21 protein-coding genes and 5 pseudogenes are annotated in these 24,477 nt (G+C 45.1%); 17 read left to right on the plus strand and 9 right to left on the minus strand.

Annotation, left to right across the window (positions count from 1 at the left end; genetic code table 11):
- Window positions 1–88: 88 nt before the first annotated feature.
- The 4 genes and pseudogenes from NFS18_RS09440 to NFS18_RS09455 form a co-directional block, all read right to left on the minus strand.
- Window positions 89–1,084: pseudogene (locus tag NFS18_RS09440) on the minus strand (VirD4-like conjugal transfer protein, CD1115 family); the annotation flags it as partial.
- Complete coding sequence (locus tag NFS18_RS09445) at window positions 1,081–1,557, minus strand: PcfB family protein (RefSeq protein WP_251389811.1); 477 nt, start codon at window positions 1,555–1,557, stop codon at window positions 1,081–1,083. The pseudogene NFS18_RS09440 and the gene NFS18_RS09445, both read right to left, overlap by 4 nt.
- A 41-nt stretch (window positions 1,558–1,598) precedes the next feature.
- On the minus strand, window positions 1,599–1,820 hold the full coding sequence (locus tag NFS18_RS09450; RefSeq protein ID WP_002569164.1) for a DUF5348 domain-containing protein: 222 nt from the start codon (window positions 1,818–1,820) through the stop codon (window positions 1,599–1,601).
- Window positions 1,821–1,851: 31 nt separating this feature from the next.
- Window positions 1,852–2,836, minus strand: a pseudogene (locus NFS18_RS09455) (DUF6017 domain-containing protein).
- Between the two features lie 234 nt (window positions 2,837–3,070).
- On the opposite strand from NFS18_RS09455, the pseudogene NFS18_RS19365 reads away from it, so the two are divergent.
- Together NFS18_RS19365 and NFS18_RS09465 are read left to right on the plus strand one after the other, a co-directional pair.
- A pseudogene (locus NFS18_RS19365) lies at window positions 3,071–3,268 on the plus strand (recombinase family protein); the annotation flags it as partial.
- 253 nt (window positions 3,269–3,521) lie between these two features.
- Window positions 3,522–3,776 (plus strand): hypothetical protein, encoded by a 255-nt coding sequence (locus NFS18_RS09465; protein ID WP_164991315.1) that lies wholly within the window; start codon window positions 3,522–3,524, stop codon window positions 3,774–3,776.
- Window positions 3,777–3,825: 49 nt separating this feature from the next.
- Here the strand turns inward: NFS18_RS09465 and NFS18_RS09470 are convergent, their stop codons facing one another.
- From NFS18_RS09470 to NFS18_RS09490, 5 genes are read right to left on the minus strand one after another with little or no spacing between them, the layout of a single operon-like run.
- Window positions 3,826–4,272: a DUF4624 family lipoprotein gene (locus NFS18_RS09470; RefSeq protein WP_016316871.1), complete on the minus strand. Its 447-nt coding sequence runs from the start codon at window positions 4,270–4,272 to the stop codon at window positions 3,826–3,828.
- Between the two features lie 33 nt (window positions 4,273–4,305).
- Complete coding sequence (locus tag NFS18_RS09475) at window positions 4,306–5,106, minus strand: helix-turn-helix domain-containing protein (protein WP_016316872.1); 801 nt, start codon at window positions 5,104–5,106, stop codon at window positions 4,306–4,308.
- A gap of 59 nt (window positions 5,107–5,165) precedes the next feature.
- On the minus strand, window positions 5,166–5,672 hold the full coding sequence (locus NFS18_RS09480; protein ID WP_016316873.1) for a YcxB family protein: 507 nt from the start codon (window positions 5,670–5,672) through the stop codon (window positions 5,166–5,168).
- A gap of 49 nt (window positions 5,673–5,721) precedes the next feature.
- Window positions 5,722–6,171, minus strand: a complete 450-nt coding sequence (locus NFS18_RS09485) for a DUF6194 family protein (RefSeq protein WP_022788523.1) — start codon at window positions 6,169–6,171, stop codon at window positions 5,722–5,724.
- Window positions 6,172–6,230: 59 nt separating this feature from the next.
- The gene (locus tag NFS18_RS09490; RefSeq protein WP_016316874.1) at window positions 6,231–7,130 is read right to left on the minus strand and encodes a helix-turn-helix transcriptional regulator; all 900 of its coding nucleotides are present in this window, start codon (window positions 7,128–7,130) and stop codon (window positions 6,231–6,233) included.
- A gap of 371 nt (window positions 7,131–7,501) precedes the next feature.
- On the opposite strand from NFS18_RS09490, the gene NFS18_RS09495 reads away from it, so the two are divergent.
- From NFS18_RS09495 to NFS18_RS09565, 15 genes and pseudogenes are all read left to right on the plus strand, one after another.
- Window positions 7,502–7,915 carry a cysteine-rich VLP domain-containing protein gene (locus NFS18_RS09495; RefSeq protein ID WP_016316875.1) on the plus strand — a complete coding sequence of 138 codons (414 nt, stop codon included), beginning with the start codon at window positions 7,502–7,504 and terminating at the stop codon, window positions 7,913–7,915.
- Window positions 7,916–8,026: 111 nt separating this feature from the next.
- Entirely contained in the window at window positions 8,027–8,422 is a 396-nt protein-coding gene (locus tag NFS18_RS09500) for a replication initiator protein A (RefSeq protein WP_022788524.1), read from the plus strand.
- Between the two features lie 173 nt (window positions 8,423–8,595).
- On the plus strand, window positions 8,596–9,537 hold the full coding sequence (mobV, locus tag NFS18_RS09505; protein ID WP_016316877.1) for a MobV family relaxase: 942 nt from the start codon (window positions 8,596–8,598) through the stop codon (window positions 9,535–9,537).
- Between the two features lie 43 nt (window positions 9,538–9,580).
- Entirely contained in the window at window positions 9,581–9,736 is a 156-nt protein-coding gene (locus NFS18_RS09510) for a hypothetical protein (RefSeq protein WP_022788525.1), read from the plus strand.
- 93 nt (window positions 9,737–9,829) lie between these two features.
- Complete coding sequence (locus NFS18_RS09515) at window positions 9,830–11,341, plus strand: recombinase family protein (RefSeq protein ID WP_016316878.1); 1,512 nt, start codon at window positions 9,830–9,832, stop codon at window positions 11,339–11,341.
- Window positions 11,342–11,581: 240 nt separating this feature from the next.
- Window positions 11,582–12,763, plus strand: a complete 1,182-nt coding sequence (locus NFS18_RS09520) for a recombinase family protein (protein WP_251389813.1) — start codon at window positions 11,582–11,584, stop codon at window positions 12,761–12,763.
- On the plus strand, window positions 12,764–14,455 hold the full coding sequence (locus tag NFS18_RS09525; protein ID WP_251389814.1) for a recombinase family protein: 1,692 nt from the start codon (window positions 12,764–12,766) through the stop codon (window positions 14,453–14,455).
- Window positions 14,452–16,029 carry a recombinase family protein gene (locus NFS18_RS09530; protein WP_251389815.1) on the plus strand — a complete coding sequence of 526 codons (1,578 nt, stop codon included), beginning with the start codon at window positions 14,452–14,454 and terminating at the stop codon, window positions 16,027–16,029. Before NFS18_RS09525 ends, NFS18_RS09530 begins: the two co-directional genes overlap by 4 nt.
- 121 nt (window positions 16,030–16,150) lie before the next feature.
- Window positions 16,151–16,324 (plus strand): annotated as a pseudogene (locus tag NFS18_RS19725) (tyrosine-type recombinase/integrase); the annotation flags it as partial.
- Window positions 16,325–17,144: 820 nt separating this feature from the next.
- Window positions 17,145–17,726: pseudogene (locus NFS18_RS09540) on the plus strand (DNA/RNA non-specific endonuclease); the annotation flags it as partial.
- A 58-nt stretch (window positions 17,727–17,784) separates the two neighbouring features.
- Entirely contained in the window at window positions 17,785–18,792 is a 1,008-nt protein-coding gene (locus tag NFS18_RS09545) for a Gfo/Idh/MocA family protein (protein WP_251389816.1), read from the plus strand.
- A 34-nt stretch (window positions 18,793–18,826) separates the two neighbouring features.
- A complete protein-coding gene (gene asnS / locus NFS18_RS09550) occupies window positions 18,827–20,218 on the plus strand; it encodes an asparagine--tRNA ligase (RefSeq protein ID WP_251389817.1) in 1,392 nt (463 codons plus the stop codon).
- A gap of 121 nt (window positions 20,219–20,339) precedes the next feature.
- Complete coding sequence (locus tag NFS18_RS09555) at window positions 20,340–21,389, plus strand: metallophosphoesterase family protein (protein ID WP_251389818.1); 1,050 nt, start codon at window positions 20,340–20,342, stop codon at window positions 21,387–21,389.
- A 57-nt stretch (window positions 21,390–21,446) separates the two neighbouring features.
- Window positions 21,447–23,039 carry an ATP-binding protein gene (locus NFS18_RS09560; protein WP_251389819.1) on the plus strand — a complete coding sequence of 531 codons (1,593 nt, stop codon included), beginning with the start codon at window positions 21,447–21,449 and terminating at the stop codon, window positions 23,037–23,039.
- A gap of 6 nt (window positions 23,040–23,045) precedes the next feature.
- The gene (locus NFS18_RS09565; RefSeq protein WP_251389820.1) at window positions 23,046–24,380 is read left to right on the plus strand and encodes a CCA tRNA nucleotidyltransferase; all 1,335 of its coding nucleotides are present in this window, start codon (window positions 23,046–23,048) and stop codon (window positions 24,378–24,380) included.
- Window positions 24,381–24,477 lie beyond the last annotated feature (97 nt).

The following is a 24,477-nucleotide window of genomic DNA, read 5'->3' on the forward strand; positions in this document are numbered from 1 at the left end:
TAGTGGTGGCTCTCAAGCTTGATAATACAGTAGATTCCAATTGCTCTCAAGCTTAAGAACGGTGGCTCCCAAGCTTGATAATAATCAATAACCTCGCACCGCATGAGATAAGTATGCTTTTTGCGGTCTTGCCCGCCGCAAGTTTGTATTTGCGGTACTGCTTGACCGCAAAATGCTCCGGGTCTTTTTCTTCCAGACGTTCAAACATGAGGTCAACCGGGTTCTGGAAGTCCTCGTCGTCCTCGCGGGCTTCCGACGCATTTATCATTTCAAGCAGCGTCGTGAAGTTCTTTTCCTCGTCCGGGGCTTCATACCAGATATAGCCGATTAGCGCGGTGTAGTAGAGCTTTTCCGCTTTCACCCAAAAATCCTCGCCGGATTTCTCCCCGTCGCCTTTGGTGTTGGCGATAATGGTATTGACTAACTTCAAAATGTCCTTTTCGCTCCGCAGATAGGCAAAGGGATTGTATTTCATGGATTTCTTGAAGTTAATCGTATTCAGCACTTTAATCTGGTAGCCGCCCCGCTGTAAGAGCTTCCCGCACTCGATTAAGACGGTGCCTTTCGGGTCTGTGACAACATAGCTGCTGTGCATTTGCATAAGCGACGGTTTGACGAAAAACCTTGTCTTGCCGCTGCCGGAACCGCCGATTACAAGAATGTTCTTGTTGCGGGCGTATTTCGGCTGCTTCGGTCGGCTGTTCATGGTGAGCCGTTCCGTCTGCGTGAGGGGGATATTGTTCTCAAATACCGGGTCGGTGTACGGCTTTATGTCGTCAGCCCCGCCCCAACGCGCCGAACCGTATTCTGTCCCGCGGCGGTATTTCTTCGCGTTCTTGCCTTTGGTGTAGATAATCAGCCGGACAATGACCGCCCCCGCAATGCCTAAAGCTAAGTCTGCCGGGTGGAAGCTCGGCGCGATACTGGAAAAGGCGGCGGTAAAACCGTCCCCAAGATGTAGCAGCTTTGCGCTTGCGTCCGCGCCGGGGGAGAGCCGGACAGCCGCGCCCACTTTATCAAAGAGCCAGACAAAGAGCAGATACGGGAGATTTAGGATAAGCAGCTTCTTGATTTCCGGCTTCATAGCGATACCTCCCTGTCCTTGTTCTTGACCTTTGCCCGTTCCGCGTTTCTGCCCTGTGCAGCTTCTTTGAGGGTAGAGAGCAGCTTTCGGATTGAGGGCTTTTTCTCCTGTGTCAGCTTTTTTGCGGAAAATTCCTTAAAGGCTGCGGTCAGTACGTCCGCGTCCCGCCCCTTGAAGAAAACCAGATAGCGGGGCGGGCTTTCCGTCGCATCCTTTTTCAGCGCAAAGTTGATACCGTACTTTTTCGCCGTACTCTCAAAGGCTTTGATATTGCCCTCGGTAATCTCAATGTTGGAAACGCCCGCGTTCTGCTTCATAAGCTGCTTTAAGCTCTGCTTGCCCTGTGGCGGTTTTGCAAGCTGCTTTTTGCCCTTTGACAGTATGGCTTTCATTGCCTTTTGGAGCGTCTGCGCGGTCAGCTTCCCGGTCTTGATGTAAAGGGCTATGGTCTTTTCGTTTACTTCGTCCTGCAATTTGTCGCGTCCTCCTTTCGCGTTTCTTTATGGGGCGGCGGTCAGATACGCACCCGCAGCCCGTTCAAGTCCTCGGCTCTGATACCCACAAGATACCAGTTGTCGCCGTACTCAATCCGGGTCGGCTTCCACTTGCCCCGCACGAATACGTCAAAGCACTCGCCGCAATGCAAGCCCCCGTAGTAGCTGTTTAAGTCAAAGCGGATGTCGTAACGGTCGGTGCGCTCGTCAAATACCAATGCTCCTGTCATTTTCTGTGCCATAATAAAATCCTCCTTTTGTGGTTGTGGGTGGTTACAGGCTTTCGCCCTCGTTGCATGAATAATAGTCCGGGTCGCCGTACTGCGGCTTCTTCGGTGACAGTGCGCCGCTTGCCATGTCATGGGCGACAAGGGAAGTGTAATAATTGCCGATAGTGGACGGGGCGTTGAAAAGGGCTGCTTTCAGATATTGCTTGATGTTGCGGATTTTCGTTGTGTTCTCCCGCATACAGTCAAGCACAAAGCGGATATGCTCGCCGTCCAGTTTCATAAACTTAGATTTCACAAGCTCTGCCGGGTAGTCGTCCCCCGCAATCCGTACCCGCTTTCTGGCGGTGCATACGGTTTCAAGCATGAGGTCTACAATCTCGTCCAGCCTGTCCCCGTCAAACTTCATGTCCTGTTTGAGAATGTGGTAGTCGATATTGTCCTTGATGATTTCCCGGTATATCTCTACTGCGCTCTGTGCTGCCGCTTCCGTTCCTTTCCGTTCCGGCGGCGTAGCCGCTTCACCGCAAGGAGAGGGGTTAGGGGAAAGGATAGGAATGGAATGGGTACTTGATAAATCTGTATTTGATTTTTCTTTTTTTGGTAAGTCAGTTCTTTGTATATCTTTATTTAATTGCGTTGGATTTTCCAACGTAGGTTTTTCCAATGTTGGTTTTTCCTGTGTTGGATTATCCAATGTTGGATTTTCCAATGTAGGTAAATCCGGCGTAGGCGGCTGCGGCTGCTCGAATATCACATAGTCCGCGCCCCGCAAGCGTCCTTTCTCGTCGCGCTCCCTTGACCGGACGATATACCCGGCGCGTTCAAGCTCCTTAATGGCTTCGCGGATAGCGTCTATCTTCTCCCGGTTGATAAGGGATAAGCCTTTCAAGGTGTAGTCCCAATCTTCGGGGAGTGACAGCATTTTGCGACAACAGCCCCTTTGCCTTTAGGGAAAGCTCCTTGTTGCGTAGGTGGTGGTTGCTCATTACGGTGTAGCCTTTGTTCCGTTCCACTCTGAAAACTGCCATAGTTCATAGCTCCTTTGCTTTGGATTTGTTACGCAGTAGAAGCGCAGTTTCGGGGGATAAGGTATAAATCCCTTTCCGCGCCAGATACGCGCCCGGAAAACCGCTTGTAGCAAGGCTTTTTCTGCCCCTACTGCGTAACAAAGGGCATGAAAAAAGCGGCGTTCCTGTTCTCCCATGTAGAGAGTAAGAAACGCCGCTTCTGCGTCGTATTCAGTTTTTAGTACAATCCCCTGCTTGTCCGTCGCTCGAAAAACCCTGATTTTCCAGTGTTTTCAAAAGTATCGTTATCTAACGTCAGCTTTCGAGCGCCCTGCATTCCAGGCTATGCTGGAAGATATCAGGCGTGGGATTGTTGATTGCGTAGTGGTGAAAGATTTATCTCGGTTTGGGCGGGAATACATTGATTCCGGGAAGTACATTGAAACATTATGGACAAGGACACAAAAGGCAGACCATGAAATGGGGCTGCTGACAACAAATAAAGGTTGAATATCCGGCACAGGGAAAGTGCGGGATATTCAGCCTTTTTGTTGTTTGTTGGGGTTTCCAAAGGGGCTTGCCCCTTGGCACACGACTTTGCTTGCAAAGTGTAGTGTGTTATACGCTCTGTCAGCGTTGCTGCGAAAATGGGATTGCCACCGGGAAAGGCAATAGCATTTGGAGCGGCAGGAAAACAGGGCTGTGATTGCGTGACGTGGAGCCGCAAGCGCAAGACTGGTCTTATCAGCAGACAGGGCGTATATGGAACTTCCGTTCCACGCCGGACTATGAGACAAAGTGTCCCAAACGGATAGCCACACTCACAAAAAAGAAGACGGATTTTTCTCTCAAAATTGAAATGGGCAGGAAAGCTATTTTAGGGCTTTCCCGCCTTGACTACCCATCAGCAAAGACAGGCGGGACTGTCAGCGGCGGCGCATTTATGCGCCGTTCATCTTGACCGTTGACTGGCTCGCCTGGCTTTGCTATTTCCCCGATAGATTAGGAAATTATTTGAGTGGCTTTTCACGTTCTTGAACATAATCATTTTCAAAGCTAATAGAAATTATTGTATTTTTTATTCCTGTCCCTGTAAAACATACAGCATATTCGTCATCCTTTTTTAGATTGTCCAGTGAAATGGAAAAAGTAGTTAATTCAACTGCTCCGTCCCATGTATTACTCCATAAAATCTCATTTGTTTTATTGTTCTTGATTTCTAAAATTCCTTTTTCTCCATCCATTTCCAATTCACATTTTGCTGTCACATTCTCTAAATCATTTGATACACAAAATAGCTTTTCATTGATAAATGGTTCTGTATCATCATAATTTTCATTTAATTGCATTTCGATTTTTACACCATCTGCGGTATTGGCATTGGCTATGGAACTTTTGCATGATGTTAAGGCCGCCATACTAATAAGTGCAATACATAAAACAAGAATTTTCTTCATAAATACCTCCGCATACTTTGGTTTTCTGCTCTTTTATTTTCTCCCCCGCTGTGGGGTTGGATTTTTCAGCAAGTCCGATTTCTCCGCAATCTTTTTCAGCCACTTCTTTTCTTCTTCTGACAGCTTCTTCAAATTCAATTTGAGCTGTTTGCAGATAAAAGCCATAGATGCTTGCTCCATGTCATCGTCCTCGCTGGCGGCTTCGTCTGCGGCCTGCAACAATCCTTTCAGCGGGTTATCCTCCGGGACGCTGAAAAAATCGTCCTTGTGGGTTTCCCGCAGGTCAAATGCTATATTGTTTATGTCCTGCTGTATCACATAGCGGCAAAAGCTGTCATCGTCAATATGGGCGGCGATAAGCTGTCTTAACTGCGGGTCGGTCAAGCCGGAATTATGTTGCTTCATAATGGTTGCGCTCATAGCGTCCACAATGGCGTTTGCGCCCTGCACCTGCTTCCCGGCAATTCCATTCACATAAATTTCAAGGTCAGCCATCAGCCGGGGAAAATCCGGGTGCACCGCCAGTTCACACAAGAGGGAATTGTCTACCAACCCACTTTTCAATAGTTCAATCATATCATCACTCAAACACAGGTCTGCAAGATCGGCGTTTGGGTAATTTTTTGTTTCGGACAGCCCCAGCAGATAGTCGGCAGTCACGCGGTAAAATTTCGCCAGTTTGATAAGAGCATAGTGGCTGATATCCTTGAAGTCATCCGCTTCATAACTGCCCAGCGCAGACTTGGAGAGGTGCGTTTGCTCCGCAAGCTGTTCCAGTGTCAAGCCACGCTCCACACGCAGGTCTTTTAAGCGTTCTTGTGTGGATAGTTCCATGCTCTCCCTCCTTGTCCACTCTATAAAATAGGAAGTTGTTACATTGTGGGGTATGTTTATTATACATGTTTTGTTGTTTTTACTCTTGATTGTGTAATTTCTTCAAATAGTTGTTTTTCGTTTAGGTCTTTAAAAACTCTTTTTGGAATTAACGTATATATTCGTGGTGCTTGAATTAAATAATAAAAATCATGGCTTTCCCATAGTGCAGAGTAAATATCCCACTTCATTTCTGATTCAATGCTTTGTGTTTTAAATTTAATTGTTTCTTTTGAGAATACCAGCGTATATTCCTCATGATATTTTGCAGTTTGCTTGAATTTCAGTATAGGCATTAGAATATATAAATAGCTTCCCAATGCAGTTACAACAATTACCAATCCAAATATTAAAATACTAAATATGCTAAAAGAGGTGAACAGCATATAAACTACCGACAGCAGCAAAAATACAGTGACTAAAGCAATATCATATTTATGTATAATTTTACTAGAAATTAAATATTGCCTTTCTGCTCTTATATATTCACTTTGAGTATATTGAAATCTTAATTCTACTGTTTCCAAAAGTATACCTCCATTCGTTGTATAAATAATCTTTGTTACAACTTCGGATTTATACTTTTCTTTTCTTAAATTTTTCTACGGCATATTCATAAGCTTCTTGAATAAATGGTTTTAATTTTTCAAAGGTTTTATCTGACGGATTTAATACAGAAATCCAGCCCATCCAAGCATATACAGGATGTGGAATTATCTTATTTAATTCTGTGAAATCATAATTCATACTTACTATTTCTCCCGCACTTGGTCTTTTAGGTACATCACTAAATAATTCTATAAAAGTTTTTTTGCGAATTCCTAAATTAACTCTGTATACATTTTCTCTATCCAAATTTGAGCCGTTGTCATTATCTCCATCTTTTTCTTTTATTGTAAGTATATACACGCCTCTTTTTAAAACATGATTGGGATTATAAAATATTCCCTTTTCTCCCCAGCTATCTACCAAAACTGTATCTTTTAAATTTTTAAGACAATACTTTAATATTTCTTCTGGTTTCATATTTTTACCTTTCAAATTCTAATTCATCATGCTCTATACGAACTGGAATTTATAGCTATTCAAGCCGTTAGTATTACTGGAACAGCTATCCTTGCTCCCGTACTTGTATCTGCACCGAAGTTAAAACTTGGGGCTATATCATATGCGAATTTATAACCATATACCGCAGGATTGTATTTTCCTATCGCTGCATATGTGATTTCAATCGCCTTACAGAAGTCCTCTTCATTCTCGTATGGTTCACTTTGAAAATAAAGCATGATACATTCTGGAAGTTCCACTGTTTTATATGTTTCTGGAAGTTCTTTATCATAATCTAATGGCACTTCAACGCCTGCTGCTATCTTTGAAAAACCATTTTCGACTAATTTGTCTGGTAATTCAATCAAAGCAGCAGGTTCAAATTTTTCTGGAATACTATTTAGCAGACCTTCCCATTCACAGCCAACTTCTTCGCAATACGAAAAATAATCTTGTGCATGGTGTGACGGGAGATAAATCAACTTCCTTTTTTCACGTTCTTTAACAGTAATCATACAAAAACTTAAATCATTACCCATAAATAATTCCTCCTTATTTTTAAACAAAGCATAATAGTGACTAATCGGATATTGTATGAATAATGGAATAGCAATCTTTTTTTCACGATATACAGAGGGATTGATATGAAATTTTTTATAAAAGGAACGCGAAAATCCCTCGTGCGTTTTATAATGGCTGTTCAATGCGACTTCCAAAATTGTTTTTTTTGTATTCAATAATTCATTTGCGCTATCCGTTAAACAAACTGCACTAACATATTCTTGTAATGTTTTGTTCAGATACTTCTTGAAAATTCTGTCAACTTGTCGCCTTGAATACCCAATCTTAGAACAGATATCATTTATATTGAAATTAGCATCTTTATGATGTATGCGTATATAGTCCTGTATTTTCTGTACCGTTTCTATTTCTCTCATTCAATCATACCCACCTCTAATATACATAATTAACAACGTGCTTATCTTGATTTATTTAGACAAATTGTCATTTGTCGCTTTGCTGTTTCCATTCTACCACAATTCCGAGAGCGTGGAAATAGAAAGTTTTCCGGGCTGATTTCCGACATTATGGATATACGGGACGGGCGGTCATTTAGGTGTAGACTTATCTTAGTTCATCGATGAGCCGCACCTTGAAAACAGAATGACCGTTCGAAAGGCGTTTCCCGGCAGGGGAAGCAACGCAAGGAGCCAGTTTCGGGACAACTTGTCCCGAAGTCCGGGGAGCGTGCCAACGTCGGAAAACCTTTCGGAGAGAACGGCAGCGAAAAAGCAAATGGAGGAAACGCATGAGAGATAATCCATATAAACGACTGCCACCCATAGAGCGCAGACCGGACGGTTCCCTCTACTGCATGAACCCGGCGCAGAGGAAACAGGCAAACGCCCTTATCCGGCGGGAGTGCTGTAATTGTGAAAACGGGGCTTGTATCGCCCTTGGCGACTGGGACAGCCACACCTGCCCGCAGATGATTTCTTTCTCGGTCTGCTGCAAGTGGTTCCGTTGGGCGGTCTTACCACTTATGGGGACGCTGGAAGCGGCGATTTACCGGAATAAGGATCTGAAACGCTGTGAGGTCTGCGGCGGTGTGTTCGTCCCAAAATCCAACCGAGGGAAATACTGCCCGGACTGTGCCGCCAGAGTTCACAGGCGGCAGAAAACAGAAAGTGAACGGAAAAGGAGGTCGAGCGTGGACAGTTAGGGGCTGAAAAGTCCTTGATTTATAAAGCGTTCAGAGGGCAGAACCGGAAGAAGTGGTATAAAGTATCGCCCTCCCCTGAAAATGCCTTTCTAACCGTCCACAAAGCATACTATGACAAGCATGATTTATATTCATCAGCCAGGAAAGGCGTCCAGCTTCACCCGGCTCCCCAATTTTCTCTTTGAAGCGCCCACATTCCAGCCCTTATCCAACGAAGCAAAGCTGCTGTATGCCTTTATCCTGCGGCGGGCGGAGTTATCCCGGAAAAACGGGTGGGCGGACGAGTACGGTCGCATTTACCTGTATTATCCCATTTGCGAGGTGGTTGCCCTGCTCCATTGTGGGCGGCAAAAAGCAGTCAACACCTTGCGAGAGTTGCAGTATGCGGAGTTGATTGACATTAAGAAACAGGGCTGCGGAAAACCCAATCGCATTTATCCAAAATCTTATGAAGCGGTTTCAAACACCGACTTTAAGAAATCCGATTATGGTACGCGGTCGAATTGAAAACCGTACTCGACAAGTACGATAATCAATCCTCTTGAAGTACGGAAACTGGACGGTATATAGAAATACAAAGATTAAAACGATTGATTTATATCTATTTCATTCCTATCCTATCAGAGATAATTTTGGCGGGGAAACCCGCTGGAAAGGAAGGGAACGGGGAAAGGAGTTTCATGGCACAGCACGCAATTTTGCGGTTTGAAAAGCACAAGGGCAACCCGGCAAGACCGCTGGAAGCCCATCACGAACGGCAAAAGGAACAGTACGCCAGCAATCCCGACATTGACACCAGCCGGAGCAAGTACAACTTCCATATCATTAAGCCAGAGGGTAGATACTACCACTTTATCCAGAACCGCATTGAACAGGCAGGGTGTCGCACCCGCAAGGACAGCACCCGGTTTGTAGATACGCTGATTACCGCCAGCCCGGAGTTTTTTAAGAAGAAGTCCCCAAAGGAAATTCAAGCGTTTTTCCAGCGAGCGGCGGACTTCCTCATTGAAAGAGTGGGCAAAGAAAATATCGTGTCGGCGGTGGTTCACATGGACGAGAAAACGCCACACCTGCATTTGACCTTTGTTCCGCTGACACAGGACAACCGCCTGTGCGCCAAAGAGATTTTAGGCAACCGGGCGAATTTGACAAAATGGCAGGACGATTTTCACGCCTACATGGTGGAGAAATACACAGATTTGGAGCGTGGGGAAAGCGCCAGCAAGACGGGCAGGAAGCATATCCCCACCCGGCTGTTCAAACAGGCGGTTTCCCTCTCCAAACAGGCAAGAGCCATTGAAGTCACCCTTGACAGCATTAACCCACTGAACGCCGGAAAGAAGAAAGAGGAAGCCCTCGCTATGCTGAAAAAATGGTTCCCGCAGATGGACAACTTCTCCGGGCAACTGAAAAAGTACAAGGTCACAATCAATGGCCTTTTGGAAGAAAATCAGCAGTTGGAAGCCAGAGCCAAAGCCAGCGAAAGCGGCAAAATGCAAGACCGTATGGAACGGGCGAAGTTAGAAAGCGAACTGCACAATATCCAAAGACTGGTTGAGCGTATCCCGCCGGAGGTGCTGGCAGAACTGAAACGGCAGCAGCATTGCAGAAAGGAAAGGTGATTTTATAAGTAACAGTATCAGATACAAGAAAGAAACCGAAATCGTGACTTTTCAGGGAAAGGAAATCACGCTGGAAAATCTCTCCCCAATATTCACGCCGGAGCAGGAAGCGGAGAAACGCCGGGAGCTGGAACAGCAGCTTTATGAGGTGTTCCGCAAGTACGCCGACAAGCGGCAGAACGAGGAAGCCGGGGCGTAAGGTTTTCCGAAGCCATCGTTGATTTGCGGGGCTGCTGGCGGTATAATGAAACTGTCAGTAGCTCCGTTTCTTTTTTAGAAAAGGAGCGACAATATGGATAATCGAATAGACGCGATCTATGCAAGACAATCGGTGGACAAAAAGGACAGCATTTCCATTGAAAGCCAGATTGAGTTTTGCAAATATGAACTAAAAGGCAGTAACTGTAAAGAGTACAAAGACAAAGGGTATTCCGGGAAAAATACGGAGCGTCCAGAGTTCCAGCAGCTTATGAGGGACATCGAAAGCGGACTTGTGCGGAAAGTAGTGGTCTACAAACTGGACCGTATCAGCCGTTCCATTCTCGACTTTGCGAAGATGATGGACTACTTCCAAAAGTATGAAGTGGAGTTTGTGTCCTCTACGGAAAAGTTTGATACCTCCACCCCGATGGGGCGGGCTATGCTGAATATCTGTATCGTGTTCGCCCAGCTTGAAAGGGAAACCATACAGAAGCGGGTGCAGGACGCATGGCACTCCCGCTGTCAGCGGGGTTTCAAGATGGGAGGGAAAACACCCTACGGGTTTCGGACAGAGCCGTATGTGATGGACGGGGTGCGGACAAAGAAGCTGGTCATTGAGCCGGCAGAAGCGGCGTTTGTGCGGCAGATGTATGAAATGTACGCAGACCCGCAGGTGTCCCTGCATGACATTACAAAGAAACTGACAGCGGACGGTATGCGTACCTATCATGGCAGGCCGCTGTCGAGGGCAACTTTGAGCGTTATCCTACGCAACCCGATTTATGTCATGGCTGACCTCGACATATACGAGTTCTACAAAAGCCAGGGAACGGATATTTACAATAACGCCGCCGACTTTGCGGGGACAAACGGCTGTTATTACTATCAGGGCAAGGGGAACACCGAGGACAAACATAAACACCTGCAAGGGCAGACGCTGGTGCTTGCTCCCCACGAGGGCTTTATCCCCTCCGAACTGTGGCTAAAATGCAGAAAGAAGCTGCTTGCCAGCCATACCTACCAGCCCGCAAGGAAAGCCCGGAACACTTGGACAGCGGGAAAAATCAAGTGCGGAAAATGCGGTTATGCGCTCATGTCGGCACACTCCAACGGTATCCTCTATATGCGCTGTACCGTCCATGCGGACAGCGGGGCTTGTCCCGGCTGCGGGTGTGTGAAGTTGCACGAACTGGAAGCGGTTGTCTATGGGGCGATGGTAAAGAAGCTGAAAGATTTTAAGACGCTGACAGGACGGAAAAAGGCGGCGAAAATCTCCCCAAAGCTGACAGCGAAGCGGCTGGAACTGGCGCAGGTGGAGAGCGAGATTGAAAAGCTGCTTGACACGCTGACAGGCGCAAGCCCGGTTTTGCTCTCCTACGTAAACAGCAGGATTGAGGAACTGGACGCAAAGCGGCAGAGCATTTCCAATGAGATTGCAAAATTGTCTGCGGACGCTGTGCCAGCCGAAAAGATAGAAAGCATTTCCGGCTATCTGGACGATTGGGAAAATGTCAGCTTTGAGGACAAGCGGCAGGTAGTGGACGCACTGATAACCGTTATCCGGGCGACCAATGAGAAAGTAGAAATCGAGTGGAAAATCTGACGGGCTAACCTCCGGCGTACATTATCCTTTTGTGCTCTTGTCCAGAATAGTGAACGTTTATTCCCGGCTCTTGGTGTGCGCTTTATTGCCATAAATGACAATTATGACAGCCTTCAGGGAAAGAATCATGCCGATGAAATTATTATCCCATTCAAAAACTTAATCAACGATGCTTATTGCCGTGACATTTCCATTAAGATCAGAAGTAACCTTGAAATTAAGAGGAAAAAGGGAGAATGTGTGACACCTTTTGTGGCATTCGGGTATCAGAAAGTTAAGGCAGACAAGCATAAGCTGGAGATTGATCCGGTTGCAGGCAGTGTAGTACAGGACATCTTTAAGATGAAACTGCAGGGAATGAGCCAGGATGCGATTGCCAACCGCCTGAATGAACTGGGTGTGCTTTCACCATTTGAATATAAGATCAGCAGCGGCAGTCATTATGAGACCGGGTTCCGACAGAAAGAGCAGGCTCTTTGGAGTTCTGTTACGGTACGCAGAATACTGGAAAATGAGGTTTACATTGGAAACCTTGTGCAGGGGAAACGTACGACACCGAACCATAAAGTGAAGCAGTCCTACGTAAAGCCGGAAGATGATTGGATCCGTATTGAAAAGAACCATGAGCCGCTGGTAAGTGAAAGGGATTTTGAGATCGTCCAGCGGCTTTTGGGGATGGATACCCGTACTTCTCCTGACCAGAAGCAGGTGTATCTGCTGTCCGGCATTGCTGTATGTGCGGATTGCGGGGCACCGATGACGAGAAAGGTCTCAACAGTGGCTGGAAAGAAATATGCCTATTATTTATGTTCCACAAATAAAGAAACGAAACGCTGCTCCAGTCACAGAATCCCGGAAAAAGATCTGGAAAACGTGGTATTGGTAATGCTGAAACAGCATATCCAGAACATCATGCATTTGAAAAGGGTGTTGGAGTTTATCGGGACTGTACCATTTCAGGAAATCAATGTGAAAAAACTCCAGGACAGGCTGGAAAAGAAAAAAATGGAGACAGAACGCTGTAAGGAACTCCGCATGATGCTTTATTCCGATATGAAAGAGGGCATCGTATCAAAAGAAGATTATGTAGAACTTCATGCAGCATATGGAAAAAGGCTTAGGAATGCAGAAGAGAGTATCCGGGCAATCCAGAAAGAAATGGATAACATGCTGGAAAAAGCAGATGCTTCTAACACATGGCTGGATTATTTTGTGAAATATCAGGATATTGAAGTGCTGACCAGGACGGTAATCGTGGAATTGATTCGGGAAATCAGAGTCCATGACAAAAAGAATATTGAGATCATCTTTGACTTTAATGACTGCTACCAGGCATTGCTGACACAGCTTCCGGCTATGGGAGTGGAGGTTGCAGCAGATCCGGATAACAATCTGCAGGTCAAGATAAAGGAGGTTGTATAAATGGCACGAAAAAGCAGGAAAAATATTTCTGAAACGGTCAGCGGTGCAGCCGTTCAGGAAGAGATCAAAAGACCGTTCCGGGCAGGATTATACGCAAGGATTTCTATGGAAACAGAGGAAACAATAGAGAGGGGGACGATAGAAACCCAGGTGGAACTGATGAAAAACTATGTGGCTGATACAGAGGATATTTCAGTTGCAGAAGTTTATAAGGATTCTGATTATTCCGGTACAAATTTTGACCGTCCTGGATTTACACAGATGATGGAAGATATCAAGCATGGGAAAATCAACTGCGTGATTGTAAAGGATTTGTCCAGGCTTGGCAGGAATTATGTAGAAACAAGCAATTATATTGAGCGTGTATTCCCGTTCTTTCATGTACGGTTCCTGGCAGTGACGGATAATTTTGATTCTTTCCGGGAGGGAGTGGATCTGACTGTTCCCTTAAAGAATATTATCAATGAGTTCTATTCCAAAGACCTTGCAAAAAAGAGCAGCAGTGCAAAAAAAGCATTGTGGAGAGAAGGGAAATTTACCGGTGCCTGGGAACCCTATGGATATAGGAAATCAGAACAGGACAGACACCAGCTGGTAGTTGACGAGGAAGCTGCCGGACATTTACGGGCGATTTTTTCTATGTATATGGATGGATGCAGTTACAGTGATATTGCAAAAAAACTCAACGCTGATGGCGTCTTGTCCCCAACTTTGCAGAGGGAATATTATAGATTCGGGGAAAAGCCATCCCCAGAGTCCAAACCGTGGAATAATTATGAAGTAAAACGTGTGCTTCAGGATGTTCATTGTACCGGGGATTCCGTATATGGAAAATATCAGCAGAGCGTTTTCCAGGGAAATAAGCAGAGAAACAGACCGGAGAGTGAGTGGATCTATGCAGAGAATACCCACGAAGGGATTATAGATAAAGAGCTGTTCCGCCAGGTACAGGAAAAAATCCGGGAATTTACGGAAGAATATAAAAAGAGGCATCAGCTGAATAATGGAGCCATCCGGAGCCAGAATTTTTATACCGGCAAGATCAGGTGTGGAGGATGTGGCAACCGCATGATCCTGTCCAGGGAAAAGTCCGGGACATTTTATTATATCTGCGGTGCCAATGCAAACCATAAATCAGGAGGAAACCAGTGCAAGGGGCACAGGGTCAAAAAAGAATACGTGGATGAAGATGTCCTTCGTCTGATCCAGTCACATATGAAAAACGTACTGGATACAGAAAAAATGATCCGGGAAATGAACTCCGCTTCCAGAAACCAGACGCAATATTTGCTTTTGGACAAGGAAGTAGGGAAACTTCGGCGGGAACTGAGCCGGATCAGTAAGCGTAAATCTGATTTATATGAGGATTATTCGGAACGCCTGATTACAGAAGAAGAGTACATGCAGTTTTCCCGTATCTATTCCAATGAAATAGAAAACATCAAGAGCCGTCTGGATGCAGTATTGACGGCGCAGGTACGGTATTCCCAAGATTATCATATCGAAGAAGGATGGGGGAAAGTGATACATACTTATATGTCTAAGCGGAAGCTGACAAAAGAAATGGTGGATGCCTTTGTGGATTCCATTATTATCCATGGTAAGTATGATTATGAAATCAAACTGGTATATGATGACCAGTTCGCTGAATTGCAAAAGATAATGAAAGAGAAGGAGGCACAGTCAAGATGACAGAAAATAGGAAAACAGCTGTCTATATCCGTTTATCTATGGAAGATGAGAATGTGGATGGCAGAACCAAACTGGAAAGTGACAGTGTGACTTCTCAGAGGATCCTGTTGAAATCGTTTGTGATCGATCAGCTTGGTGTGGATGAGTCGGATATCCTTGAATATGTGGATGACGGTGTTAGCGGCACCCATTTCAAACGCAATGGTTTTCAACAGTTGCAGGAGGATATGAAAAGCGGACAGATCGGCTGTGTAGTTGTGAAAGATTTCTCCAGGTTTGGCAGGGACTATCTGGAAGTGGGATTTTATATTGAGTATATTTTTCCGCTTCTTCAGATCAGATTTATTTCCATTAATGACAGTTATGACAGTGCAGCCAGCTCTGGAATGACCGGCGGTATGAATGTGGCTTTGAAAAATCTGGTTTATAACATGTATAGCCTGGATTTGTCGAAAAAAATCTCATCCGCAATGCAGACCAGAATGAAAAACGGTACAAGGCTTCCGGTAAATGCCAGATATGGTTATAGAAAGGGCAAAGATGGAAGGCTGGAAGTTGATCCAGATGCGGCTAAAGTGGTGAAGATGATCTTCCAGATGGCTGCAGAAGGTATGAGCTTTGCAGAGATCACAAGGGAACTGAACAAACAGGAAATTGCCACCTGTGATGAGCAGAAAATGTCAAGAGGAGAGCAGGTTCAGTTCCGACGATTTGATACCATCATGAAAAAACGCTGGAATCCAACCACAGTATCTGCAATCATACGGGATGAGATTTATATTGGAACCCGGATATGGGGTAAAACACGCTGCAGTATGCACACCGGTCATAAGGCGGTTCTTAATGACGAGTCTGACTGGATCAGGCTGGAAAACCACCATGATCCGATTGTTGACAGGGAACTGTTTGAAAAAGCGAACAGACTGCATCCGAAAAAATCCAGAGGTGTTGCAGAAACAAGAACCAATTATACGCTGGCAAGACGCAAGAAACAGCCAGCACTGATGTTGTGTGCACACTGTGGTCATTGTCTGGTAAGAGAAACGGAGCATCTACTGAAATGCTCGGATGGGCGTACCAGCGGTGATCATGTCTGTCGAAGCCTGGTGGTCAGACGTGAGCCAATGGAAAAGCATATCCTGGAACTTGTTCATCAGTTTGCATCTTCCATGCTGGAAAACCGGAAAATTGTTAAATCAAAGAACCAGAGCAAAGGTATGGAGACGAATGTTGCAGAATTGTTGAAACAGAGCCGCCAGTTGTCTTCTGAAAAAATGAGACTTTATGATGGGTACAAAGATGGTTGTATTGATCGGGAACTGTACAAGCAGAAAGCAGAAAAGATAGGCAGACAGCTGGAAGAAATCAGACGAAAGATAGCAGAGTCTGAACGTGATGCAAAGATGCTTAAGCAGGACAATACTGCGAAGGAAATGAAACTGGAAGAATTTCTGAACATGGAGAAATTCGATACAGAGAAGTTACGGGAGATCATCAAGGTTATCCGGGTGCATAGCCAGGAGGAAATCGAAATTGAATGGAATTTTGATGATGTATTTTTAGGGCAGAGATAAAATGTTCTGGACAAGAGCGATTTTGTGGAAGATAATAAAAGTGCTGGGGTACCTGATTGGAATGGTCAGGTACTATCCGGCAAGAAAAAAGAAATATTTTTTTGTCCCATACTTGACACGTCCACATATCTTCCGCCATACCTTTGCTACAAGAGCCATAGAGGCAGGAATGCAGCCACAGGTTTTAAAAACAATACTGGGGCATAGTTCCTTGGCTATGACAATGGATTTATACTCTCATGTATTACCGGATACAAAATCCGAGGAAATGAATAAAATATCAAAAGCGTTTTAAGGCAGGATAGTCCATATATCCTGTCTATTATTTTGTCCAAAAAAATGTCCAACTTTGGATGTCACAAGAAAGAAGATGATAAAAAGAAAATCCTTTGAAACATAACGTTTCAAAGGAAGATATAACATGATAAAAATGTAAAAAAGCATGGTTTTTAAAGTTTTGTTTTACGTGTGGAAGGTCTCGAACACACGCGCCTCAGCGGGCAGCAAAGTTATCCGGTGGATGTCTTTGCTGGTTTCCCATAACGCCGGAAATCGGCGGCAAGCCCAATAAGACCTTGGTTTTTGCCTGCGAGTAAAGGGCTTTGCAACGAATGAAAGTATAGCATGAAAAAGTGGATAAATCAAGATTTATTCGGAATAGGAAAATAGATGTAGTAACAGTTCAGCCTTTCGGCTGCACTGTTACTGAATCCGCCCGCCGAAGGCATGAATTATGGGATGCCCGGATGGGTATAGAATTATGTGCTTGTCCAATTGCAGAAGATGTGATACACTCCCCTTAAAACAACTGTGTTATAGGGTGGATTCTGCGAGTGGGGAGTTGACAGGACGTGGCAGGAGCACGAAAGAGAAAGAAAAGACACAGCATAAGAAACTTCATAGCTGCTATGCTGATTATTGTATTGAGCGGCATTGGTCTTTATGCGCAGCTTGGGGGAGCCGATGCGAGGGCACAATTATCCGAAGTAAAGACGCAGGTACAGACTGCGGTTTATGAAGCGGGGGAGAAAGTCGGTCTGGCGAAACCAGCCAGCAAGCTGATACAGTGGGGACAGGAACTATGGGATGAATTTGTCCCGGGGGCGGAACCGAAGGTTTTGCTTGCAGATATTCCGGAATATGCCGGTGCGCCGTATGTGGAGATAAATGGTAATGTTCCTCAGTTTGACAAGGCGGACTTTGAGAGGGAGGCTTTTGAAAGATACAGTTCCCTGGATTTGCTTAGCCGCTGCGGTACAGCATATGCAAAGCTGGGACAAGAACTGATGCCGAAGGAGAAGCGGGAAAGTATCAGTCAGGTGAAGCCAACAGGCTGGCAGAATGTAAAATATGAAGAAATTGATCAGAAATATTTATATAACCGCTGTCATTTGATTGGGTTTCAGTTAGCAGGTGAGAATGACAATGAGAAGAATCTGATTACCGGAACCCGATATATGAATGTTGATGGAATGCTGCCATTGGAAAATAAAGTGGCATCTTATATCCGTGAAACAGGGAATCATGTGATGTATCGTGTCACTCCGGTGTATGATGGGGCTGATATGGTGGCAAGAGGGGTGCAGATTGAGGCAGAGTCTGTGGAAGACGGCGGAAGCGGAGTACGGTTTAATGTGTATTGTTACAATGTGCAGCCCGGAATTGAGATTGATTATGCAACCGGAGAGAGCTGGGAGAAATAAAGACTATCTGAAATATTTCTGACTTTATAAATGATACGGGGAGGGAATGATTATGTCCTTAAAAATTGGAATTATCGGAACGAATTATATAAGTGATAATCTCTGCCGTGCAGCAATACAGGTGCCGGGAGTGGAATTGTATGCGGTGTATTCCAGAAAGCAGGAAACAGGTTCCGTGTTTGCAGAGAAATATGGAATTACACACGTTTTTACTGATTACGAGGAATTTTTATCATCGGAAATCAATGCGGTATACGTGGCATCACCGAATGTGATCCACTGTCAGCAGACGCTGGAAGCGCTGCGCCATAAAAAACATGTACTTTGTGAGAAAGTTATGGCAGTCAATGAAAGGGAAGTGCAAAGTATGATTGACTGTGCCCGTGAAAATGGTGTAATTCTGCTGGAAGCTATGCGCCCGGATTTTGATCCCGCATTGGCGCTTGCAGAGGAATGCCTGCCGGAGATCGGAAAGCTGCGGAGAGTGACATATGAATACTGTCAATATTCCGGGCGGTATGATACATTTCGTCAGGGAGAAATCTTAAATGCTTTTAATCCAGAGTTGTCCAATGCGGCGATTATGGATATCGGTGTATACTGCATACATTCTCTGGTTCGTCTGCTTGGTATGCCAAAGGCAGTGAGGGCATATTCTACAAAGCTTCATAATGGATTTGAGGGAAGTGGAATTGTTCTGATGGAATATGAAGATTTACTGGCAGAGGCAGTATATTCTAAGATATCTGTAAGTGTGAATCCGAGTGTGATCCAGGGGGAGGAAGGTTCAATCTTGATTGACTATATAGGGAGTCCAATGCGTATGGAGGTGCGTAGGAGAAGGAGCTGCCGTGATACATTAGACGGCGGTGAGAGTAGGGTGATACCGTATACTCCGGTGGAAAATAATATGGTTTATGAAGTGCAGGAGTTTTTACGGTTAATTCAGGAAAATGAAGTGAACCACAGATATTTACAATATTCTCTCGATACGATTCGGGTAATTGATGAAGCAAGAAGACAGAATGAGATTGTATTTTCATCGGATTTAGTGCTATAATATAGAACATGTTAACAGACAAGGAGTAGGAGAGATGGAATTAATAACAGTTCGCGAATTATTTAAAAACAGAGAGCAGTACCTTGACAAGAAGGTTACGGTTGGCGGATGGATCCGCAGTATCCGTGACTCCAAAACATTTGGATTTATTGTGGTAAATGATGGTTCTTATTTTGAAACATTACAGATTGTATATCATGACAGTATGGAGAATTTTCAGGAGATATCCAGACAGAATGTAGGCGCTGCAATTATCGTAACAGGTACTCTTGTTGCGACACCGCAGGCAAAACAGCCGTTTGAGATTCAGGCGGATGAAGTTGTGGTTGAAGGTGCGTCTGCACCGGACTATCCGCTGCAGAAGAAGCGTCATAGCTTTGAATATCTCAGAACAATTTCCCATCTGCGTCCGAGAACGAATACATTTCAGGCGGTATTCCGTGTGCGTTCTCTTGCGGCATATGCGATTCACAAGTTCTTCCAGGAGAGAGGATTTGTGTATGTGCATACACCGCTGATTACGGGAAGTGACTGTGAAGGCGCGGGAGAGATGTTCCGTGTAACTACAATGGATATGGAGAACCTACCGAAGAACGAAGACGGCAGTGTGGATTACAGCCAGGACTTTTTCGGAAAAGAAACAAGCCTGACTGTAAGCGGACAGCTCAACGGTGAGACTTATGCACAGGCGTTCAGAAGTATTTACACATTTGGACCGACATTCCGTGCAGAAAACTCCAATACGACAAGGCATGCTGCTGAGTTCTGGATGATCGAGCCGGAAATTGCGTTTGCAGATCTGGAAGATAACATGAATCTCGCAGAGTCAATGCTGAAGTATGTGATTCATTATGTAATGGAAGAGGCGCCGGAGGAGATGAACTTCTTTAACTCCTTTGTGGACAAGGGATTGATTGAAAGACTAAAGAATGTTGCAGAGTCTGATTTTGCAAGAGTGACTTATACAGAGGCAGTTGAGATTCTGGAGAAGAATAATGACAAATTTGAATATAAGGTACACTGGGGTAGTGACTTACAGACGGAGCATGAACGCTACCTGACAGAAGAAGTGTACAAACGCCCGGTATTCGTAACAGATTATCCGAAGGAGATTAAGGCGTTTTATATGAAGCTCAACGATGATGGCAAAACGGTTGCCGCAGTGGATTGTCTTGTTCCGGGAATCGGCGAGATTATCGGAGGAAGCCAGAGAGAAGATGACTACGGGAAGCTGTGTGCGAGAATGCAGGAACTGGGTCTGAAAGAGGAAGATTACGGCTTCTATCTGGATCTGAGAAGATTCGGGTCTACACGTCATGCAGGGTTCGGTCTTGGATTTGAGAGATGTGTGATGTATCTGACGGGTATGGGAAATATCCGTGACGTGCTTCCATTCCCGAGAACAGTAAACAACTGTGAGTTATAAAATTTATCAAATAAGAGGGTGTCCCGGCTTCCGGAGATACCCTCGTTTGGAATAAAGGCGGCACGCCGGGAATATACCGTTACTGCCGGGAATGGAGAGAGTGAAAGAGGAGAGTATAGAGATGCGGTTTATTCATATTGCAGATGTACATCTTGGAGCAGAACCGGATGCGGGGAGCGCTTACAGTGAAGTGCGTCCAAGAGAATTATGGGAGACTTTTGGGAAAGTAGTGTCAATCTGTGAGACGGAACAGATTGATCTGCTTTTGATTGCAGGAGATTTGTTTCACCGGCAGCCACTTTTGCGGGAATTGAAGGAGGTAAACTATTTACTTTCTTCTCTGAGCCATACAAAGGTAGTATTAATTGCGGGAAATCACGACTATATTGCAGCCGGTTCCTATTATCGTACATTTCAATGGGGTGAAAATGTATATCCATTGTTTGAACCGGAAGTAACGTATGTAGTATTTGAAGAATTGGATACGGCAGTTTATGGATTCAGTTATTTTTCACGTGAAGTCCGGGAGCCAAAATATGACAGTGTGAAAGCACAAGGCGCGGCGGGGTGTGAGATTTTACTGGCACATGGCGGAGATGAAAAACATGTGCCGATTCACAGAAGCGCGCTGGAGCGGTCAGGGTTTGATTATGTTGCATTGGGGCACATTCACAGACAGCATCATTTGATTTCGCACTATGCCGTTTATGCGGGGGCATTGGAACCAACGGATAAAAATGATACAGGACATCACGGATTTATTCAGGGAGAGATTCAAAACGGTACAGTCAGAACAGAGTTTATTTTAATGGCAAAACGGGAATATCTTCATCTTGTATTGAAGGTAAATCCTGAGATGACGATGGGGACGATACGTACCTGGATACGCCAGATTATAAAAGAAAGAGGCTTGGAGAATCTTTATCAGTTTACTTTGAAAGGATTTCGTGACGCAGATTTGGCGATTGAACCGGAAGGGCTGATGGTCAGCGGAAATATTCTGGGGATTACAGATGGGACAAGGGCTGCCTATGATATGAACAGGCTGTCAGAAGAGAACAGGGATAATCTGATCGGAAAATATATCGGATTGTTTGATGGCTGTGAAGAGGGAAGTGTGGAAGAACAGGCTTTGTACGAGGGTGTGCGTGCATTGTTGGAGAGCCGGTAGAGCAGAGATGGTGTGAGATGCAGGTATGGCGCCTGATTACAGAAGGGGAGAAACAAAATGCAGATATTGGAGTTGCATTTAAAAAATTTTGGAAAATTTTCTGATCATCATATAGATTTTACGGATCATATTCAGGTTTTTTACGGAGAAAATGAGTATGGAAAATCGACTATATATGCTTTTATCAAGGCGATGCTTTTTGGGCTGGAGCGCAGCCGCGGGCGTGCGGCGGGCAAGGATGAATTCAGCCGTTATGAGCCGTGGGAGAATCCAAATTACTATGCAGGGATGATGCGGTTTCGCTGTGGCAGACGCACCTTCCGTCTGGAGCGTACTTTTGACAGATACACAAAAAATTCGTCATTGGTTTGTGAGGACGACGGAGAAGAGTTGTCTGTAGAGGCAGGAGATCTGAAGATGCTGCTGGAAGGCATGACGGCATCTTCTTTTGAAAATACAGCGGCAATTGGCCAGCTGACGGCAAAGCCTGGTCAGGGGCTTGCGGCAGAGCTTAAGAATTTTGCTGCAAATTATTATGAGACCGGAAGCAGTGATGTGAATCTGCAAGGTGCACTGGATTACCTGAAGGAGAGGAAAAAGCAGGTGGAACGGGAGCAGAAGAGCTGCAGGGAAGAGCATCGAAGGAAAGCGGAGAAGCTAGAAGTCCAGAAACGGTATGTGGAGATGGACGAAGAACGGCTGAAAACAGAACTGGCAGAGACAAAGAACGAGCTGGAAACCATGAGACAGAATGTGGGAAAGTCACAGGAACGGCAAGATGTAAATGAGAAAAAGGCATACACGCAGCAAGGAATAAGAGGACAGGGTGAAAAAAATGTGTATGCTTTTTGCGGAATTATACTGGCTGTAATGAGCGCCGGGATTTTGGGTTACAGTCGATTTATGAAAGAGAGTGTGTGGATATCAATCTTGTCAGGAACTTTTCTGGCAGTGGGAATTGTGCTGACTGCAGCGGGAGCCTTCCTTAAAAGAGCTCAGAAAAAACAGGATCAGTATAGTACAGACTTTTTGGAGAAGGAATTTTCTGGGGCAGTGCACTTTGACGAAACAGATTCACTGGGGTCTGAGCTGGCGCATAATATTCAGAAACTGGAATGGGAGTTTACCCGCATCCGGGAGGAATTAAAGGAAAAGCAGCTTTTAAAAAGCAACTTACAGGAACAACTTCTGGAATTGGAAGAGAGTGATGAGTCAGTGCAAAAACTGCGGGAAAAGATTCGTGCCCTGGAACTTGCAGAGCATCGGATGAAGGAAGCGGCTGAGGAAATGGTACATGGTTTTGGCAAACGGCTGGATGCAGAATCATCCCGGATCTTGTGTGAGATTACAGGCGGCAGATACAGCCGTCTTTTAATTGGTGAAGGTCTCGATATGACAGTTCTGCACGATGGCAGACGGATTCCGGTGGAACGGCTGAGCCGCGGAACGCTTGAACAGGTCTATTTTTCTCTGCGGATGGCGGTGCTTTTGATTCTGTACGGGGAAGAAATTCCGATTATTCTGGATGATGCTTTTGTATTTTATGATGAAAAAAGATTGAAATCTGTGTTAAAATGGTTGAGCGAACAGCCAAGACAGGTTATAATATTTAGTTGCCAAACACGAGAGAAACAGCTATTGGAAGGATGAAAACTGATGAAAATTACATTGCCTGCAAAAGTGTCAATGATTATTAATAATTTGCAGATGCACGGGTTTGAAGCTTATGCCGTTGGGGGATGTGTCAGAGATTCGATACTTGCAAAAAGCCCGGAGGACTGGGATATTACAACCTCTGCAAAGCCGGCGGAGATCAAGCGTCTGTTCAGCCGTACCGTGGATACAGGGATTGAGCACGGAACGGTGACGGTATTACTTGGAAAAGAAAGCTTTGAAGTTACCACATACCGGATTGACGGGATGTATGAAGACAGCCGTCATCCGAAAGAAGTGATCTTTACAAACAGACTGGAGGAAGACCTGCGCCGCAGAGATTTTACAATCAATGCAATGGCGTACAATGATGAGGCGCGGCTGATCGATGTATTCGGCGGGATGAAAGACTTGAATCGTCATCTGATTCGTTGTGTAGGTGAGCCAAAAGAGAGGTTTTCCGAGGATGCACTGCGGATTTTGCGCGCAGTTCGTTTTTCTGCTCAGTTGAATTTTCCGATTGAACCGGCAACTGCGGATGCGATCAGGGAACTGGCGCCGGCTCTTGAGAATATCAGCGCGGAGCGGATTCAGGCAGAGCTTGTAAAACTGCTTGTGTCTGCTCATCCAGAACAAATCAGAGATGCCTGTGAACTGGGAATTACAAAAGTGATATTGCCAGAATGGGACGCTATGGAAGGAGTGGTACAGAATACTCCGCATCATAAATATAACGTAGCGGAGCATACAGTACATGCTCTGAAAAGTGTCAAACGGGATAAGATTCTTCGGCTGACTATGCTTTTTCATGACATGGGGAAACCAGCCATGAAAAAAACAGATGGGAACGGCAGAGATCATTTTAAAGGACATGCGCTGGTAAGTGAAGAGATTGCCCGCTCGGTTATGCGGAGACTGAAATTTGACAATGAGACGGTGAAGAAAGTGACCCGTCTTGTGTGTTACCACGATTACAGGATTGAGGCGACACCGCAGAATGTGCGCCGCGCCATGAACCGGATCGGCATAGATTTGTTTCCATATTATCTTGCTGTGAGGATGGCAGATGTAAAGGCGCAGAGTCCATACCGCAGACGAGAAAAGATTGAAAATATCATTGCCATGCGGGAGATTTATCAGGAAACACTTGTGAATGAGGACTGTGTAACACTGCGTGATCTGGCAGTGGGCGGCAGAGAACTTATGGAAATCGGTATGAAACCAGGCAGAGAGTTGGGAAATATGTTGAATGAACTACTGGAATGGGTCATTGACGAGCCAGATTGTAACAAGAAAGAGATTTTATGTGAATATGTAAAAGAAAAATTAGGTCTGTAGCATACTCAGGCTGTCTCCTTCATAGATTAGAACAAAGATAAATATTTCACACTCGGGCAAATGCGGCTTCAATTGTGTGGAGTATTTATACGAAATT

Source organism: Mediterraneibacter agrestimuris (assembly GCF_943193195.1).
Lineage (GTDB): Bacteria > Bacillota > Clostridia > Lachnospirales > Lachnospiraceae > Schaedlerella > Schaedlerella agrestimuris.